Source organism: Pseudomonas sp. FP198, from assembly GCF_030687895.1.
GTDB lineage: Bacteria > Pseudomonadota > Gammaproteobacteria > Pseudomonadales > Pseudomonadaceae > Aquipseudomonas.
Window position 1 is genome coordinate 5,264,057 of sequence record NZ_CP117452.1, and the last position, 14,207, is coordinate 5,278,263.

The 14,207-nt window shown below is 63.0% G+C and carries 13 protein-coding genes; 4 read left to right on the top strand and 9 right to left on the bottom strand.

Annotated elements, in window-relative coordinates; genetic code table 11:
- Positions 1-65 precede the first annotated feature (65 nt).
- Both waaA and PSH78_RS23970 read right to left on the bottom strand, forming a co-directional pair.
- Positions 66-1,340, bottom strand: coding sequence for a lipid IV(A) 3-deoxy-D-manno-octulosonic acid transferase (gene waaA / locus PSH78_RS23965; RefSeq protein WP_305497245.1), 1,275 nt, complete (start codon positions 1,338-1,340; stop codon positions 66-68).
- A 22-nt stretch (positions 1,341-1,362) separates the two neighbouring features.
- Positions 1,363-2,253, bottom strand: a complete 891-nt coding sequence (locus PSH78_RS23970) for a LysR family transcriptional regulator (RefSeq protein WP_305497246.1) — start codon at positions 2,251-2,253, stop codon at positions 1,363-1,365.
- A gap of 103 nt (positions 2,254-2,356) precedes the next feature.
- Here PSH78_RS23970 and PSH78_RS23975 point away from each other — a divergent pair, with 103 nt between their 5' ends.
- The 4 genes from PSH78_RS23975 (at position 2,357) to PSH78_RS23990 (ending at position 5,890) form a co-directional block, all read left to right on the top strand.
- Positions 2,357-2,689: a multidrug efflux SMR transporter gene (locus PSH78_RS23975; protein ID WP_305497247.1), complete on the top strand. Its 333-nt coding sequence runs from the start codon at positions 2,357-2,359 to the stop codon at positions 2,687-2,689.
- Positions 2,690-2,906: 217 nt separating this feature from the next.
- Positions 2,907-4,082 carry an FAD-binding oxidoreductase gene (locus PSH78_RS23980; RefSeq protein WP_305497248.1) on the top strand — a complete coding sequence of 392 codons (1,176 nt, stop codon included), beginning with the start codon at positions 2,907-2,909 and terminating at the stop codon, positions 4,080-4,082.
- Entirely contained in the window at positions 4,079-4,891 is an 813-nt protein-coding gene (locus tag PSH78_RS23985) for an aldo/keto reductase (RefSeq protein ID WP_305497249.1), read from the top strand. Before PSH78_RS23980 ends, PSH78_RS23985 begins: the two co-directional genes overlap by 4 nt.
- Positions 4,892-4,924: 33 nt before the next feature.
- A complete protein-coding gene (locus tag PSH78_RS23990) occupies positions 4,925-5,890 on the top strand; it encodes a metal ABC transporter ATPase (RefSeq protein ID WP_305497250.1) in 966 nt (321 codons plus the stop codon).
- Positions 5,891-6,055: 165 nt separating this feature from the next.
- Here the strand turns inward: PSH78_RS23990 and hldE are convergent, their stop codons facing one another.
- From hldE to PSH78_RS24025, 7 genes are all read right to left on the bottom strand, one after another.
- Positions 6,056-7,477 (bottom strand): bifunctional D-glycero-beta-D-manno-heptose-7-phosphate kinase/D-glycero-beta-D-manno-heptose 1-phosphate adenylyltransferase HldE, encoded by a 1,422-nt coding sequence (hldE, locus tag PSH78_RS23995; protein ID WP_305497253.1) that lies wholly within the window; start codon positions 7,475-7,477, stop codon positions 6,056-6,058.
- 115 nt (positions 7,478-7,592) lie between these two features.
- Positions 7,593-9,026: a PIG-L deacetylase family protein gene (locus PSH78_RS24000; protein WP_305497255.1), complete on the bottom strand. Its 1,434-nt coding sequence runs from the start codon at positions 9,024-9,026 to the stop codon at positions 7,593-7,595.
- Positions 9,027-9,063: 37 nt separating this feature from the next.
- Positions 9,064-9,963 (bottom strand): GNAT family N-acetyltransferase, encoded by a 900-nt coding sequence (locus PSH78_RS24005; protein WP_370871024.1) that lies wholly within the window; start codon positions 9,961-9,963, stop codon positions 9,064-9,066.
- Complete coding sequence (gene msbA, locus PSH78_RS24010; RefSeq protein WP_305497257.1) at positions 9,960-11,750, bottom strand: lipid A export permease/ATP-binding protein MsbA; 1,791 nt, start codon at positions 11,748-11,750, stop codon at positions 9,960-9,962. The genes PSH78_RS24005 and msbA overlap by 4 nt, the downstream gene beginning before the upstream one ends.
- Positions 11,751-11,823: 73 nt before the next feature.
- Positions 11,824-12,906, bottom strand: coding sequence for an O-antigen ligase family protein (locus tag PSH78_RS24015; RefSeq protein ID WP_305497259.1), 1,083 nt, complete (start codon positions 12,904-12,906; stop codon positions 11,824-11,826).
- Positions 12,907-12,983: 77 nt separating this feature from the next.
- On the bottom strand, positions 12,984-13,409 hold the full coding sequence (locus tag PSH78_RS24020) for a hypothetical protein (protein ID WP_305501379.1): 426 nt from the start codon (positions 13,407-13,409) through the stop codon (positions 12,984-12,986).
- On the bottom strand, positions 13,345-14,106 hold the full coding sequence (locus PSH78_RS24025; protein WP_305497261.1) for a hypothetical protein: 762 nt from the start codon (positions 14,104-14,106) through the stop codon (positions 13,345-13,347). Before PSH78_RS24025 ends, PSH78_RS24020 begins: the two co-directional genes overlap by 65 nt.
- Positions 14,107-14,207: the final 101 nt, after the last annotated feature.

The following is a 14,207-nucleotide window of genomic DNA, read 5'->3' on the forward strand; positions in this document are numbered from 1 at the left end:
ACCGTAGTGCCCACTTTACGACTGCTTCGCAGCCGAGCGGGAGCAAGCTCCCTCGCCACAAAAGCTCAACCGAGCAACCGCCCCAACCCGTCCAGCAATCGCTGCAATGCACCCTGGTTGCTGCGCATCACCTTCAACCCGGCCTCGGCCATGCGTTGGGCATCGCGGGGCAGTTCGAACAGGCGCTGTACCGCCAGGGCCAGGCTTTCGGCATCTTCGACTTCCTGCAACGCCCCGGCCGCCCGTAGTTGCGCGGCGATCTCGAGGAAGTTGAACAGGTGTGGCCCACTGAGGACCGGTTTCGCCAGTGCCGCCGGTTCGAGCAGGTTGTGCCCGCCATTGGGCACCAGGCTGCCGCCGACAAAAGCACTGTCGGCCAGCGCGTAGAGAAACAGCAGCTCGCCCATGGTGTCGCCCAGCAGCACCGATGTCTGTGCAGTGACCGGTTGCGCACTGGAACGCCGGACCGTGGCGAAACCTTCACACGCACACAACTGCGCCACCGAATCGAAGCGTTCCGGATGACGCGGCACCAGGATCAACAACGCATCGGGATAACTGGCGAGCAGCCGTTGATGGGCTGCCAGAACCACTTCATCCTCGCCTTCATGAGTGCTGGCGGCGATCCACACCGGGCGGTCCACGGCTTGCCATTGGCGGCGCAAGGCGCTGGCGCTTTCGAGCAGTTGCGGGTCGATGGTCAGGTCGAACTTGATCGAACCGGTCACCTCGACGGTGTCCGTGCGGGCGCCCAACTGGCGAAACCGCTCGGCCTCGGCTTCGGTCTGCACGGCGAACAGGCTCATTTCGCCGAGCATCGGCCGGGTGAGCCTGGGGAAGCGCGCATAACCGCGCGCCGAACGCTCCGAGAGCCGGGCATTGGCCAACGCCACCGGGATACCGCGCCTGGCGCACTGATGGATGTGGTTGGGCCACAGCTCGGTTTCCATGATCACCGCCAGTTTCGGGCGAACCTGATCGAGAAAACGCTTGGCCGCGCAAGGCAGGTCATAAGGCAGATAACAATGCTGGACGCGCGGCTCCTCGGCGAACAACGCCTTGATCCGCTCCGAACCGGTGGGTGTCATGCACGTCACCGTGATCGGCAGCTGTGGATAACGTTGCAGCAAGGCGCGGATCATCGGCGCGGCGGCAATGCTCTCGCCCACCGACACCGCGTGGACCCAGATGCCGCCCGGAACCAGTGCCGGCAAGCCCCACGCAAACCGCTCGCCGATGCGGCGGGCATATGCCGGGGCCTTGCGTGCCCGCAACCACAGCCGAATCGCCACCAGCGGCAGCCCCAGATAAAACAATGCGCTATAGAGAGTTCTGTTCATGGCGGCGGAGTTTATCGGTTTTTCAGCCGATCGCCTGCAACTGCACGGCAAAACGTTCCGCCAGCCAGCGCGCGGCCGGGCCCAGCGGTTCATCGCGACGCCAGACCAGCTCCACCACCAGGGCCGGCGGGGTCCATTCGCTGCTCAGCTCGACCATATCTCCCAGATAGGCCGGGTATTGCACAACGTGGCGAGGGAGCCAGGCCCAACCCAGGCCACTCCTCAGCCATTCGGCCAGCACGTAGAAACTGTCGGCGCGCCAGACCTGCGGGCTGGCCTGCTCGCTGCCGGGGTAGACGCTGGTCTGGGTCGCCATCAGCAACTGCCGGTGCCGGGCCATTTCCCGGCACGACACATAGCCGTGGTGCGCCAGTGGATGGCCCCGGCCACACACCGTGACCATCTCGACACTGCCCAGCACCCGCCGCTCCAGCGCCTCGGGGATCTGGTCGTGATAGAACAGCAAGCCGAGATCGGCGCGACGTTCCACCAGTTTGCGCGCCACGTCGCCCTGGGCGGCGCTGGCCAGCTGCACTTCGAGCGTTGGAAACTGCTCGGCCAGCGCCACCAGGCTATCGATTACCGGTTGATAGGGCATGGCTTCATCCTGGGCCAGGCGCAGCGAAGCCTCCTGCCCGCGCATCAAGGCCAGGGCTCGACCGTTGAGCCGCTCGCATTGGCGCAACACTTCCCGCGCCTCTTCCAGCAGCGTCTCGCCCGCATCGGTGAGCCGGGGCTGGCGACCGCTGCTGCGCTCGAACAGGTTCACCCCAAGGTCGGCTTCGAGCAGGGCAATCGCGCTGCTGATGGCCGATTGCGCCTTGCGCTGGTCCCGAGCCACAGCGGAAAACGAGCGTTTCTCGGCCACCCCGACAAACAGCCGCAACTGCTCCAGATTCCATTGAACATTCATGGCGCAACCTATCTCGATTACCGATAGGTAATGACTTTACCGCACTTGCTCGTTCTCTAGAATGGCCCCATCGAAACACGCAACCGTCAATGAGGATCTGCCCATGAACGCCTATTACTACCTGGCCATCGCCATCTGCGCTGAAGTGATCGCCACCGTTTCGATGAAAGCGGTCAAAGGCTTGAGCACGCCGCTGCCCCTGCTGCTGGTCGTCGCCGGTTACGGCATTGCGTTCTGGATGCTGACGCTGGTGGTGCGCACCGTACCGGTAGGCGTCGCCTACGCGGTCTGGGCCGGGATGGGCATCGTCATGGTCAGCGTGGCGGCGCTGTTCATCTACGGCCAGAAACTCGACGTACCGGCGATGCTGGGGATGGCGTTGATCGTGCTGGGGGTGGTGGTGATTCAGTTGTTTTCAAAAACCGCCGGGCACTGAAACACACCGTTTATGGACTGGAATGCATCGTGGCGAGGGAGCTTGCTCCCGCTGGATCGCGCAGCGGTCCCAAGCCTTCAGGGCCGCTACGCAGCCCAGCGGGAGCAAGCTCCCTCGCCACAAAAGCCTTTTGCAACTTGTCACGTTGACCATCAGCAAATTCCACCCGCACCGAGTCTGTATACTGCGCCCTCGTCTTGAACACTGAGGTCGCTGCATGCCATCCGTTATTTCCACCGACATCCTGATTGTCGGCGCCGGAGTCGCCGGCCTCTGGCTGAACGCGCGCTTGCGCCGCCAAGGGTTTTCAACCGTGCTGGTGGAAAGCGCCAGCCTCGGTGGCGGGCAGAGTGTCAAATCCCAGGGCATCATCCATGGGGGCGCCAAATACGCGCTGCACGGAGCCCTGACCGGCGCCTCGGAAGCCATCGCCGACATGCCGCGCCGCTGGCGCGAAGCCCTGAAGGGCGACGGTGAGTTGGATCTGTCCGGCGTACGCATGTTATCCGACGCTCATTACCTCTGGTCTCCCGGCACCCTGGCCGGCAACCTGACCAGTTTCTTCGCCAGCAAGGCCGTGCGCGGTCGCGTCGACCAGGTCAAGGGCGAGCAACTGCCACCGGCCCTACAGGACAAGCGCTTCAAGGGCAAGGTCTACCGCCTGGCCGAGCTGGTGGTGGACGTTCCCAGCCTGATTGCACGCCTGGCGGACCTGGCCGGTGACAGCCTGCTGGCCGGGCAGCGCATCGAACCATTGCACGAACAGGGCGAGTTGGTCGGGCTGAAGGTCGACGACCGCGAGATCCGCGCCCAACGCATTGTCCTCAGCGCTGGCGGAGGCACTGCCGACTTGCTCAAGGCCCTTGGCCTGGATCAGCCGGCCATGCAGACCCGGCCGCTGCACATGGTGCTGGTCAAGGGGCCGAGCCTCAAGCCGTTGTATGCGCATTGCCTGGGCGGCGGACCGAAGCCGCGCGTCACCGTGACCACCCACCCGGCAGCCGACGGCCAGTGGGTCTGGTACCTGGGTGGCGACCTCGCCGAGGGCGATGCCGTCGCCCGCGAACCCGCCGCGCAGATTGCCGTCGCCCAGAAAGAAATCAGCCAGTTGCTGCCGTGGATCGACCTCAGTACGGCGCAATGGGCCACCCTGCGGGTCGCGCGCGCCGAACCGCTGCAATCGGGCCTGACCCGTCCGGACAATGCCTTTGTCGCCGAGCAGGGACGCCTGCTGGTGGGTTGGCCGACCAAGCTGGCACTGGCCCCGGATTTTTCCGACCGGGTAATCACCGCGCTGCAACGCGACGGCATTCAGCCCAGCCACCCCGCCCCGCTGCCGGCCCTGCCGAAACCGCCCATGGGCGTCCCCGCCTGGGAGCAATTGTTGCCATGAGCCTACCGACACTGCACGACCTGCATCGCCCGCTGGGCCATAACGGCCCGCTGGTTTCCCCGCTGGGCCTGGGCACGGTCAAGCTCGGCCGCGACCAGGGCGTCAAGTACCCCAACGGTTTTCGCATCCCGGATGACAGCGAAGCGCGCATGCTGCTCAAGCTGGCCCGCGACCTGGGCATCAACCTGATCGACACCGCGCCGGCTTATGGGCACAGCGAAGAACGCCTCGGCCCGCTGCTGCGCGGCCAGCGTCACGACTGGGTGATCGTCAGCAAGGTCGGTGAAGAATTCAGTGATGGTCAGTCGCGCCACGACTTCAGCGCCGCCCATACGCGGTTTTCGGTGGAGCGCAGTCTCAAACGCCTGGAAACCGAGTATATCGACCTGGTACTGGTGCACTCGGACGGCAACGACCTGGCGATCCTCAACGACAGCGAGGTCTACCCGACCCTGGCGGCCCTCAAGCGCGAGGGCAAGATCGGTGGCTTCGGTTTCTCCGGCAAGACCGTCGCCGGTGGCTTAAAAGCGCTGGAGCAAGGTGATTGTGCGATGGTCACCTACAATCTGAACGAACGAAGCGAAAAGGCGGTCATTGACTACGCAAGCGAGCACGGCAAGGCGATCCTGGTAAAAAAAGCCCTGGCCAGCGGTCACGTCTGCCTGAGCCCCGGCGAAGACCCGGTTCGCACCAGCTTCGAACTGTTGTTTGAGCATCCCGGGGTTGCCAGTGCTATTGTCGGCACCATCAATCCGCTGCACCTCGCCCATAACGTCGCGACCGTAGCCAAGGTCCTGCGTAAAAACTGACGCCGCCTACGCGGTCTTAAGCAAGGAGCCGACATGCCGCGTACGCTCATCAGAAAAAACCCGAGCAACTTCAAGACCCTGCCCCTCGCTGTCGAAGCAACGCCCGAAGGCCTGACATACCAGAGCGTGGGCATGCCGCTGAATTTCGCCCAGACCTTGCAGCGCCGCCGCCCCGTGACAGTCGACGATGCCGAGCGTTTTTCCGTGGAGCTGGCGAACCTGGGCGTCTCGGTGCGCCTGACCCTGCATTGGCAGAACCGCGATTATTGGGTGCTCGTGCGTCAACGCCGACAGGATCGCGGCGATGTAGTGCTCAAGCTGATTTCCGGCTACGTCCCGGCCCATGAACTGAACCTGCCGCTGCTCACCGCGATCAACGAAATTGCCGAAGAATGCCTGCTGGAAACCCCTGAAGGCTGGCTCGGCGGACGTTTCAACGACACGTGGTTGCCGGCGCCCTATTCAAGCGCCCTGCATTACCGTGAGGCCTTGCCGTTTCGGCTGGCCCCGCTATCGGGCTCGGCTCGCCCGGTGCGCTGCGCCAACCTGCAACTGATCGAACGCCCAAGGGCCTACGTCCATTTGCCCACGGCATCGCTGCAGTTGATCTACGATTTGCGCCTGGATGTACCCAAGGAAGCCAAGTCCCTGAGCCTTTTCCATGTCGATGAACGGCTGGAGGGCGACCAACTGGTCGCGCGCCTGGACCGCAAGCGGCCCGATCTCTACCTGATGCCGCTGCAGGACGGGCAACCCTTGCCCGAGCTGTATACGTTGAAGAAGGACCAGTTATACCCGGCCAGCACCCGAGGGTTGTATCTGGCCGAAAGCTTCGCCCGGCAGGACGGTTGGCTGGTGCGCGAGGAGCGGATTCGCTGGAAGGACTGGCTGCGCCAGCAAGGGCTGACGCCGCCAGGAAAAGAATCCGGGCTGACCCGATTGAAGGGCAAGGCCCGGCAGTTGCTCAAGAAGATCGTGCCACGCAAGGTGGTGCGTTAGTCAAGGCAGCGGTAACAATGGTCGATTGCAGGACCTGTGGCGAGGGGATTTATCCCCGCTCGGTTGCGCAGCAACCGCAAAAAACGGGGCCGCTTCGCAGCCCAGCGGGGATAAATCCCCTCGCCACAAGAGCCCTCGCTCACAACTGCGTTAGCTTGAGCCGGCTCAGTTATTGCGGATCTTCTCCACAATCGCCGTCGTCGAGCTGTTCTCCACCAGCCCCAGCACCTTCACGGTGCCGCCATAGGCCGCAACGATATCGGCACCGACGACCTGGTCGATGCCATAGTCACCGCCCTTGACCAACACGTCCGGCTTGACCTGACGCAGCAGGTTTTCCGGCGTGCCTTCACTGAAGCTGATCACCCAGTCCACCGCGCCAAGGCCGGCCAGCACCGCCATGCGGCGGTCAACGCTGTTGATCGGCCGGCCCGGCCCTTTGAGACGGCTCACGGAGGCATCGTCGTTGACCGCGACGATCAGGCGATCGCCTTGGGCCCTGGCCTGTTCGAGGTACGTCACATGGCCGGCATGGAGGATGTCAAAGCAACCGTTGGTGAACACGATTGTTTCGTTGTGCGCACGGGCGTCGTCGACGGCCAGCAGCAACTGCTCCAGCCCGAGCACGCCACGCTCGGAACCCTCTTCACGCTGGATGGCGCGACGCAGCTCCGGAGCGCTGATGGCCGCCGTACCCAGTTTGCCAACCACGATACCGGCCGCCAGGTTCGCCAGGGCCACCGCGTGGGGCAGCTCCTCGCCAGCGGCGATGGCCGCCGCCAGTGTGGAAATCACCGTATCGCCGGCCCCCGTCACGTCGAATACCTCACGGGCACGGGCCGGCAGGTGCAGCGCCGGATGATCAGGACGCAACAGGGTCATGCCATGCTCGCCCCGGGTGACCAGCAGCGCACCGAGTTCCAGGTCGTGCATCAGCTGTGCGCCTTTGCTTACCAGCTCGTGCTCGTCGGCGCAGCCACCGACGATGGTTTCGAATTCACTGAGGTTCGGGGTGATCAGGCTCGCGCCACGGTAGATGGAAAAATCCTTGCCCTTGGGGTCGGCCAACACCGGAATACCCCGGGCCCGGGCCGCCTGGATCAGCGTCTGGTGATTTTTCAAGGCGCCTTTGCCGTAGTCCGACAACACCAGCACCTTGATACCTTCGAGCAGTTGATCGACCTCGGCGCCAAGAGACAAAGGATCGGTGGCGAACGGTTCTTCGAAATCGATCCGCAGCAGTTGCTGATGACGGCTGATGACCCGCAACTTGACGATCGTCGGCTGGTGCGCAATGCGCTGGAATATCGCCCGCACGCCCGCGCCCTTGAGGCTGTTGGCCAGGCTGTCGGCGGCTTCGTCGTCGCCGGTCACGCCGACCAGGGACGCCGGTGCGCCGAGCGCGGCAATGTTCAAGGCGACGTTGGCGGCGCCACCGGGCCGATCCTCGATGTGCTCGACCCTGACCACAGGCACCGGCGCCTCGGGGGAAATGCGTGATGTACCGCCATGCCAATAGCGGTCGAGCATGACATCGCCGACCACCAATACAGGGGCTTGATCGAATCGCGGCATGGACAACTTCATGGAGCATCCCACATACAAAATGAACAGGGGCGGGATATTAGCACAGGGTTGGGGAAGGCTCGTCCATGGCGGTTATCGGATGAGATGCACGGGCTGGCCGAGGCACCTCGACGGTTCAAGGTCGACGGGCCTGGTCGTCCTCCGGCGGCGTCCCATTCAGCCGCCGGACCCAGAAAAGCTCGTGGCGCCGAACCGCCTTGCGGAAAAATTCGTCTTCTCCGGTGCTGGGCCAGCGGCGCCCGGCCAGCAGTCGCTGGATGATACGGCGCAGCCGTCGCTTGAATGGAGGTCGGCCCTGCAAGTCATGCTGCATGCCCAGGGCCATGGCCTTGTCCATGCGGGTGGAGGCGTCCAGCGACGGGCTCCACAACCCATCGGCCGGCAACGGTTCGATGGCCGGCGGCAGCGCAATGCCATGGCCTGCCGGGCCCATCGGCCAGCGGTCGTTGTCGTGCAGGTGATTGGCATAGAGCAGCAATGTCTGTGGCCGCCAGGTGCTGAGTTCGATCGCCTCCATCAGCGCCCGGGTACTGGCGACATGATCGCTGTGCGGGTCCAGCTCGGGGTGCGGCGTCAGCACCACCTCGGGCCGGTGATGTTCGAGTAGCCGCGCAAGGTCGGCCACCAGGTTGCGCCACGTCGGCAGGCCATCCGCGTCACCCGGCAGGTTCAAGGCATTGAACCGACGAACCTGGCGGATATCGCTCTCGCCCGACTCCCGCGAGCCAAAGGCCTGGTCCGGCGTCTTGGCCATGGCCGCCAATTGCAGGCAGTAGTAACCCAGCTGCACGCACTGCTGTTGCGCCACGCCCCCCCACAATGGCACGGCCAGGCTGTCCCAACTGCGCAGGCGACCCTTGAGACGAGCGGCCTCGGCGGGATCCAGGCCCATGTCGCGATAACGCTCGGCCTCGATTTCACCCTGGGTCAGCGTAACGATCGCAACCGCGCTGGCACGGCTGTACAGCCCGAACGCCGCGAGTTCGGCGTCATCGGCATGGGGCGCGACGATCAGCAGGCGCTGCCGGGCGAAATCCGGGTTGCTCAGTACATGCAACGTTGCCTCGGGAACCAGGCTGCAAAAACGTCCGCGCAAGGCCAGGGTTCCGGCCGACAGCGCCGCCTCTTGCCCGGACAGATTGAGGAAGCGCTCGCCACAGACGCCCCGTTCAAGATCCTGGCGATCCTCACCGATCCACACCTGTGGATCGAGGAACCGCCCCAGCCAATGACTTTTCACCCGCACCTGCAGGATCAGCGTCTGCCGGGCATCGAACTGACCCGTGACCTGTAGGCGTCCGCCACTCAGCGTGACGGGAACTTGTGGCGTACCTGGCGGGAAGTCATAGCGATAATCATCACTCGGGGCATAGAACAGATGGTCGGAGAACCACGCTTCATGAGCCACCCAGCCCAACAGGAGAAACACCGGCAACGACCACCACGAGACCGTGAAGCCGAGCACCAGCGCCGCCAGCAGCGCGCCGGCCAGAACCAGGCGCTTGCGTTGACGGTGGCGTTTGAGCAGTTGCTGCTTGCGTGCGCTCACGGTGCTGTTCCCTCGTTCATCAGCTGCGCGTCCTCGCTCAAACCTGGTAGACCGGAACCCGGTTGCACCAGCGATCCTTGTATTCGCGATCGGCGCGACCGAACGAGTAGCGCAACGGTTTGCCCGCCGCCCGGGCGTGCTCCCATTGTGCCTGGGTGTTGACGAAGCTGAGTACGCTGCCCGGGCTGAAATCGCGGCTCTGCGGGTCGACCCCGCCATTGATATATTCCAGGCTGAACCAGCCGGGCGCCTCGACCCGATACAGAATCTGGATTGCCACCGGTTCGTCATTCAAATAGATCAGCGAGCCGGTCATGAATTCGCGCATCAGGCTGAACACCTCGGCCAGATGCGTCTTGCCGGGGGCTTCGAAATTCCAGCGACGCTGGAACAGGTCGGCATACACCGCAGCCTGCTCGCCGGGGCTCAGGTCGAGCATTGGCCGGATACTGCCACCGGCGTCTTCCAGCAGCCGCTGCTCGCGGCGCTGGTTGTAGCGAAACTTCTTGCTGTAGTCCTCGGGCTCCCGCGCCAGCGCCAGGCCTTCGGGTTGTTCGGCGAGACCGATGATGTGCGGCGCATTCAGTTCGGACACATACCGCATGCGGTGCCGCAGGCGAACCTGGGCGCCTTGGCTGACGGGCAGGATGACCTCGGCATTGCCGAGGTCGAGCATGCCACGCTTGCCTTCACGCTTGAGCACATCCTTGGACAGCGCCACATGCCGACCCCAGGTAGGCATAGCGGCACACAGCTGGCCGTCAACGAGCCAGCCCAGGTAGCGCACCGGAATGCCCACCAGTCCGGCCAGGCGCTCGACCACATCAGGGTGTGTCGCCACGCTGCCACCGAATTGATGCCAGGCCTGGGCATATGCCACGGCGTCTATGGGGGTCCAACCGTTTTCGCGCCAGGCCCGCCAGTAACCCAGGATCAAACGAAGGTCTCCTTCGCCACCTCGTCGGCAGCCTCGACGAAATCCTTCTCGTGCAAGCGTGCGTAGAAGCCATTCAGCGCCAACAGCTCGGCGTGGGTACCGCGCTCGACGATGCGGCCCTTGTCCATCAGCAGGATGAGGTCGGCTTTCTCGATCGTCGACAACCGGTGGGCGATGACCAACGTGGTGCGCCCTTTCATCACCTGGTCGAGGGCTGCCTGGATGTGCCGCTCGGACTCGGTGTCCAGCGCCGACGTAGCTTCATCGAGGATCAGCAGCGGAGCGTTCTTGAGCAATGCCCGCGCAATCGCCAGGCGCTGGCGCTGGCCGCCGGACAGCAGCACGCCGTTCTCGCCCACCAGGGTGTCGTAACCCTGGGGCATCTGCTCGATGAACTCAGCCGCGTAGGCATCTTCGGCAGCCCTGCGGACGTCTTCGAACGGTGCGCCGGCGAGATCGCCATAGGCGATGTTGTTGGTGACGCTGTCGTTGAACAGCGTGACCTGCTGGTTCACCAGGGCGATGTGCCGACGCAGGTTGGTCAACCGGTACTGCTCGACATCCACGCCGTCGAGCAATATCTGGCCCTTGTCGTGGTGATAGAACCGCGGGATGAGGTTGGCAAGGGTCGACTTGCCGCTGCCCGAGCGCCCTACCAGGGCAATCATCTGGCCCTCTTCGGCGGTGAAGGAGATATCGTCGAGCACCAGCTTTTCCGTACCCGGGTATTGGAAGCTCAGGTTGCGCACTTCCAGGCGACCGTTGACCCGGACCATTTCCTGGGTGCCGGTATCGATTTCGGGCTCTTCGTCGAGCTGCTCGAAAATGCTTTCCGCCGCGGCCAGTCCTTTCTGGATCGTGGCGCTGACTTCCGACAACTGGCGGATAGGCTTGGGAAGCAGACCGGCGGCGGTGATGTAGGCGACCAGTTCCCCTGCCGATGCATCGCCACGCAGGTAAAGCACCAGGTACATCAACACGGCCATGCCGATATAGATGACCAGTTGCAGCATCGGCGTGTAGATCGACTGGGTCCGCGTCATGCCCAGGCTGCGGTTCATGTTATCGGCACTGGCCTTGTGAAACCGCTCGATTTCGTAGTGTTCGCCGCCAAAACTGCGCACCACGCGGTAGCCCTGGATGGTTTCCGACGCCACGTGGGTCACATCGCCCATTGCCACCTGAATCTTCTTGCTCTGCTTGCGAAATTTCTTGCTGGCGCTGCTCACCAGCACAGCAATGACCGGCAGGATTGCCAGCAATACCAGGGTCATCTTCCAGTTGCTATAGAGCAGGTAGCCGAACAGGAACACCACGGTCAGGCCTTCCCGGATGACAACCTTGATGGCATCGGTGGCGGCGCCGGTGACCATGGTCACGTTGTAGGTGATACGGGAAATCAGGTGGCCGGAGTTATGGTTGTCGAAATAACGGTTGGGCAAGGTCAGCAGGTTGTCGAACAGCGCGCAACGCAAGTCATGGACGACGCCCCGGGCGACCTTGGCCAGGTAGTAGTTGCCCAGGAACGAACCGATCCCCTGGTAAACCGCGATCAGCACGATCAGCAGCGGCACCCCGAGCACCAGCGAGACCCCCATGAAGCGGGTGTCATTGGGCTTTTGCAGCGCGTCGAGAAAATGCTTGAGCATGTCCGCCAGCATCGGCTGGCTGGATGCAAACAACACGAAGCCAACGATACTGACGGCGAAAGCGCCCCAATACGGGAGAACGTATTTCAGCAATCGCAAGTAAATCTTCATGCTCGATTGCTGGTCGGAATTGGCCATTCGGTGCGCCTCGCACGTTTGAAAAGACAGACAAGCTGCGGATTGTAACAGCGAACCAATTACATCGGTTCAGTCAGGAGGAAGTCCCTGCAGCGCGACCTCGGGCAGCCAGCACGATGCTCAACGCAATGGGCAGCCAGGTGACCAACCAGTCCGCATTGGGTTTGAGCCACAAGCCAATGCCGTCGGTCATCAAGGAAACCGATGAGAAGACCCAGAGCGCCAACAACACCTGGCCCAGCGGTTGCGCGCGACACATCCAGCCTCTCCAGCCTGCGACCAGCCACAGCCCGCCAAACAGCAGCAGGCCTGGCACGCCGAGGCGCACACCGGTATCCAGGAACAGATTGTGCGGATGCTTGAAAGCCTGGCCAATTTCAGGGACGGGAATCAGGTACTGATGGAACCCCACGCCCATCGTCCAGTGATCGAGCATCAATTGAACACCGCCCTGCCACAGCTGGGGACGATAAGACAGGCCCCGCTGCGACAGGATTTCCGGCTCGAATGCGGCAACCAGGGCCACCCCCGCCACGACCAGGGCAACCAGCGCGCCACCCAGGCGTGAAGGTCGCGCCATCGCCATCACCAGCAGACAGGCGCCCAGCCCGATCCACACCCCACGGGTCTGGTTGGAACCCAGAAATAACAGGTAGCCCAGCGCCGCGATCAACAGCAGCGCCATCAAAGCCGGTTTCAGATGCCTGGATCGCCAGGTGAAAACACCCATGATCGCCAGGCTCCCCACCGCATGGGCAGCCATGATCGGCGTATCCCACAGGCCGATGGCAATCAACCGGTCGCTCAAAGGCCGGGCACTGAGCCCGTAGAAATACACCCAGGACGCGGCTGCGAATAACCCGCCGAGAATCGACGCCCCCAGCACCATGGACTCCAGTCGCCAGTGGCGATTCTGCGCAGCCAGCAGCACGCCTGCCAGGGTCAACGTCACGTAGAGAACCACCTTGCTCTTGCCCAAGGCGTTATCGCCGCCCTCGACCATCAGCACCACCAGCGTCCAGACCACGAACATGGCGAAGAGTGTGCACTCGGGTTGCTTGAGCATCGAGCGGAAATCCCGATGCAGCAGCCCCAACAAAGCGGGCAACCACAACAGGAAAACCAGCAATTGGTGGTACAGCTTGTTGCTGGGCAACACCCATGCTCCACACAACAGCACAAGGAAGCCGATGGATGCCCATATCGTCAGATTGTTTCTATCGACCAGCCGCCTCAGGCAGATGGGCATTGGTCTTTACCCAATAGCCTGTCGGCGACCCGTTGCAACTGAGCCTGATCGGCATTCTTCCAGCCACCCTTGATGCAATAGCGCTCGGAAAGGTAATGGAAGAAGTTGCGTCGCAAGCGCTCATCAAGCGGCCATTGCGGGAACGCACGAGCCAATGACACGACCTGATCGGCATCGTCGGCGTGCATCACCAGCCCCTCGATATTAAAAAACGCCTGGCCCAGGGTCAGCACCGGCTTGCCCAGCAACAGGCTCTCCAGGCCCACGGTCGAATTGATCGTGATTACGAACTGACTGGCCTCGATCAACTGCTGCGTGGCATTGCCGTTGGCGAAGAGCAGGCGCTCATGGGTCCGTTCGTGCAGCTCGGGGTACGTCTCGCGGCTGGACGGGTGTTCCTTGAACACCACCGTCAAGCCCGTCTCCTCGGCGAGTCGCTCGCCCAAGGCAAACATCTCGCGCATGTTGCTGATCCAGCGGCGAGAACAGCCGGACCTGGCTGTCACGATCGTCCTGGAACGGAATGAACACGAATTGCGCCGGCAGCTCGATCGGCGCCGGGCCGGCGCTGCGTGGCGCCCGGGGAATCAGCATCGGTGCAGCCTGGTTTTCCGGCACCGGATACGGGTAGTCGAGGTAGAAACCGGCATCGCGAGGAACCGCGTTCAGGTAGTTCACCCCGCGCGGGTCCACGGTCGTGGTGTCGGGCAACAGGCCGTTCTCGAAAAAGAACGTCTTGCAGCCACTCGGTGCCAGCGCCGTGAGCAACCGGCAGTAACGATGGGAACCGTTCCAGAACGCCAACGCATCGGGGCGTTCCCGATCAAGCAAGGCCTGGGCGCGCAGGGCCATCCAGAGAAGTTCGAGGCGCAGCAACAGGCGATACAGCGCGCCATTGTTCTTGTTCTTGACTCGACGTTCCGCGCACTTTTCCTCGATCAGGCTCGGCCAATCGATGCGCGAAACAACCTTGGAGATCCGCCGGAACCCGGGCCAAGGCATTTGTTGAGGAGAAACGACTTTACCCTGCAGCTCGGTTTCGTTGAGCAAGCGGTTGAAATAAAGGCCTTGGTGCTTGGCCAGGGAAATGAACAGCGTTTTTGTCATGGAATGTCCAGAAAGACGGCGCCAGGCAGGCCCGCAAACAGGGCGAACACCCTGGGAAAAATTGACGCGACTATACCACAGCGGTTTTTGCCGCCTGCACA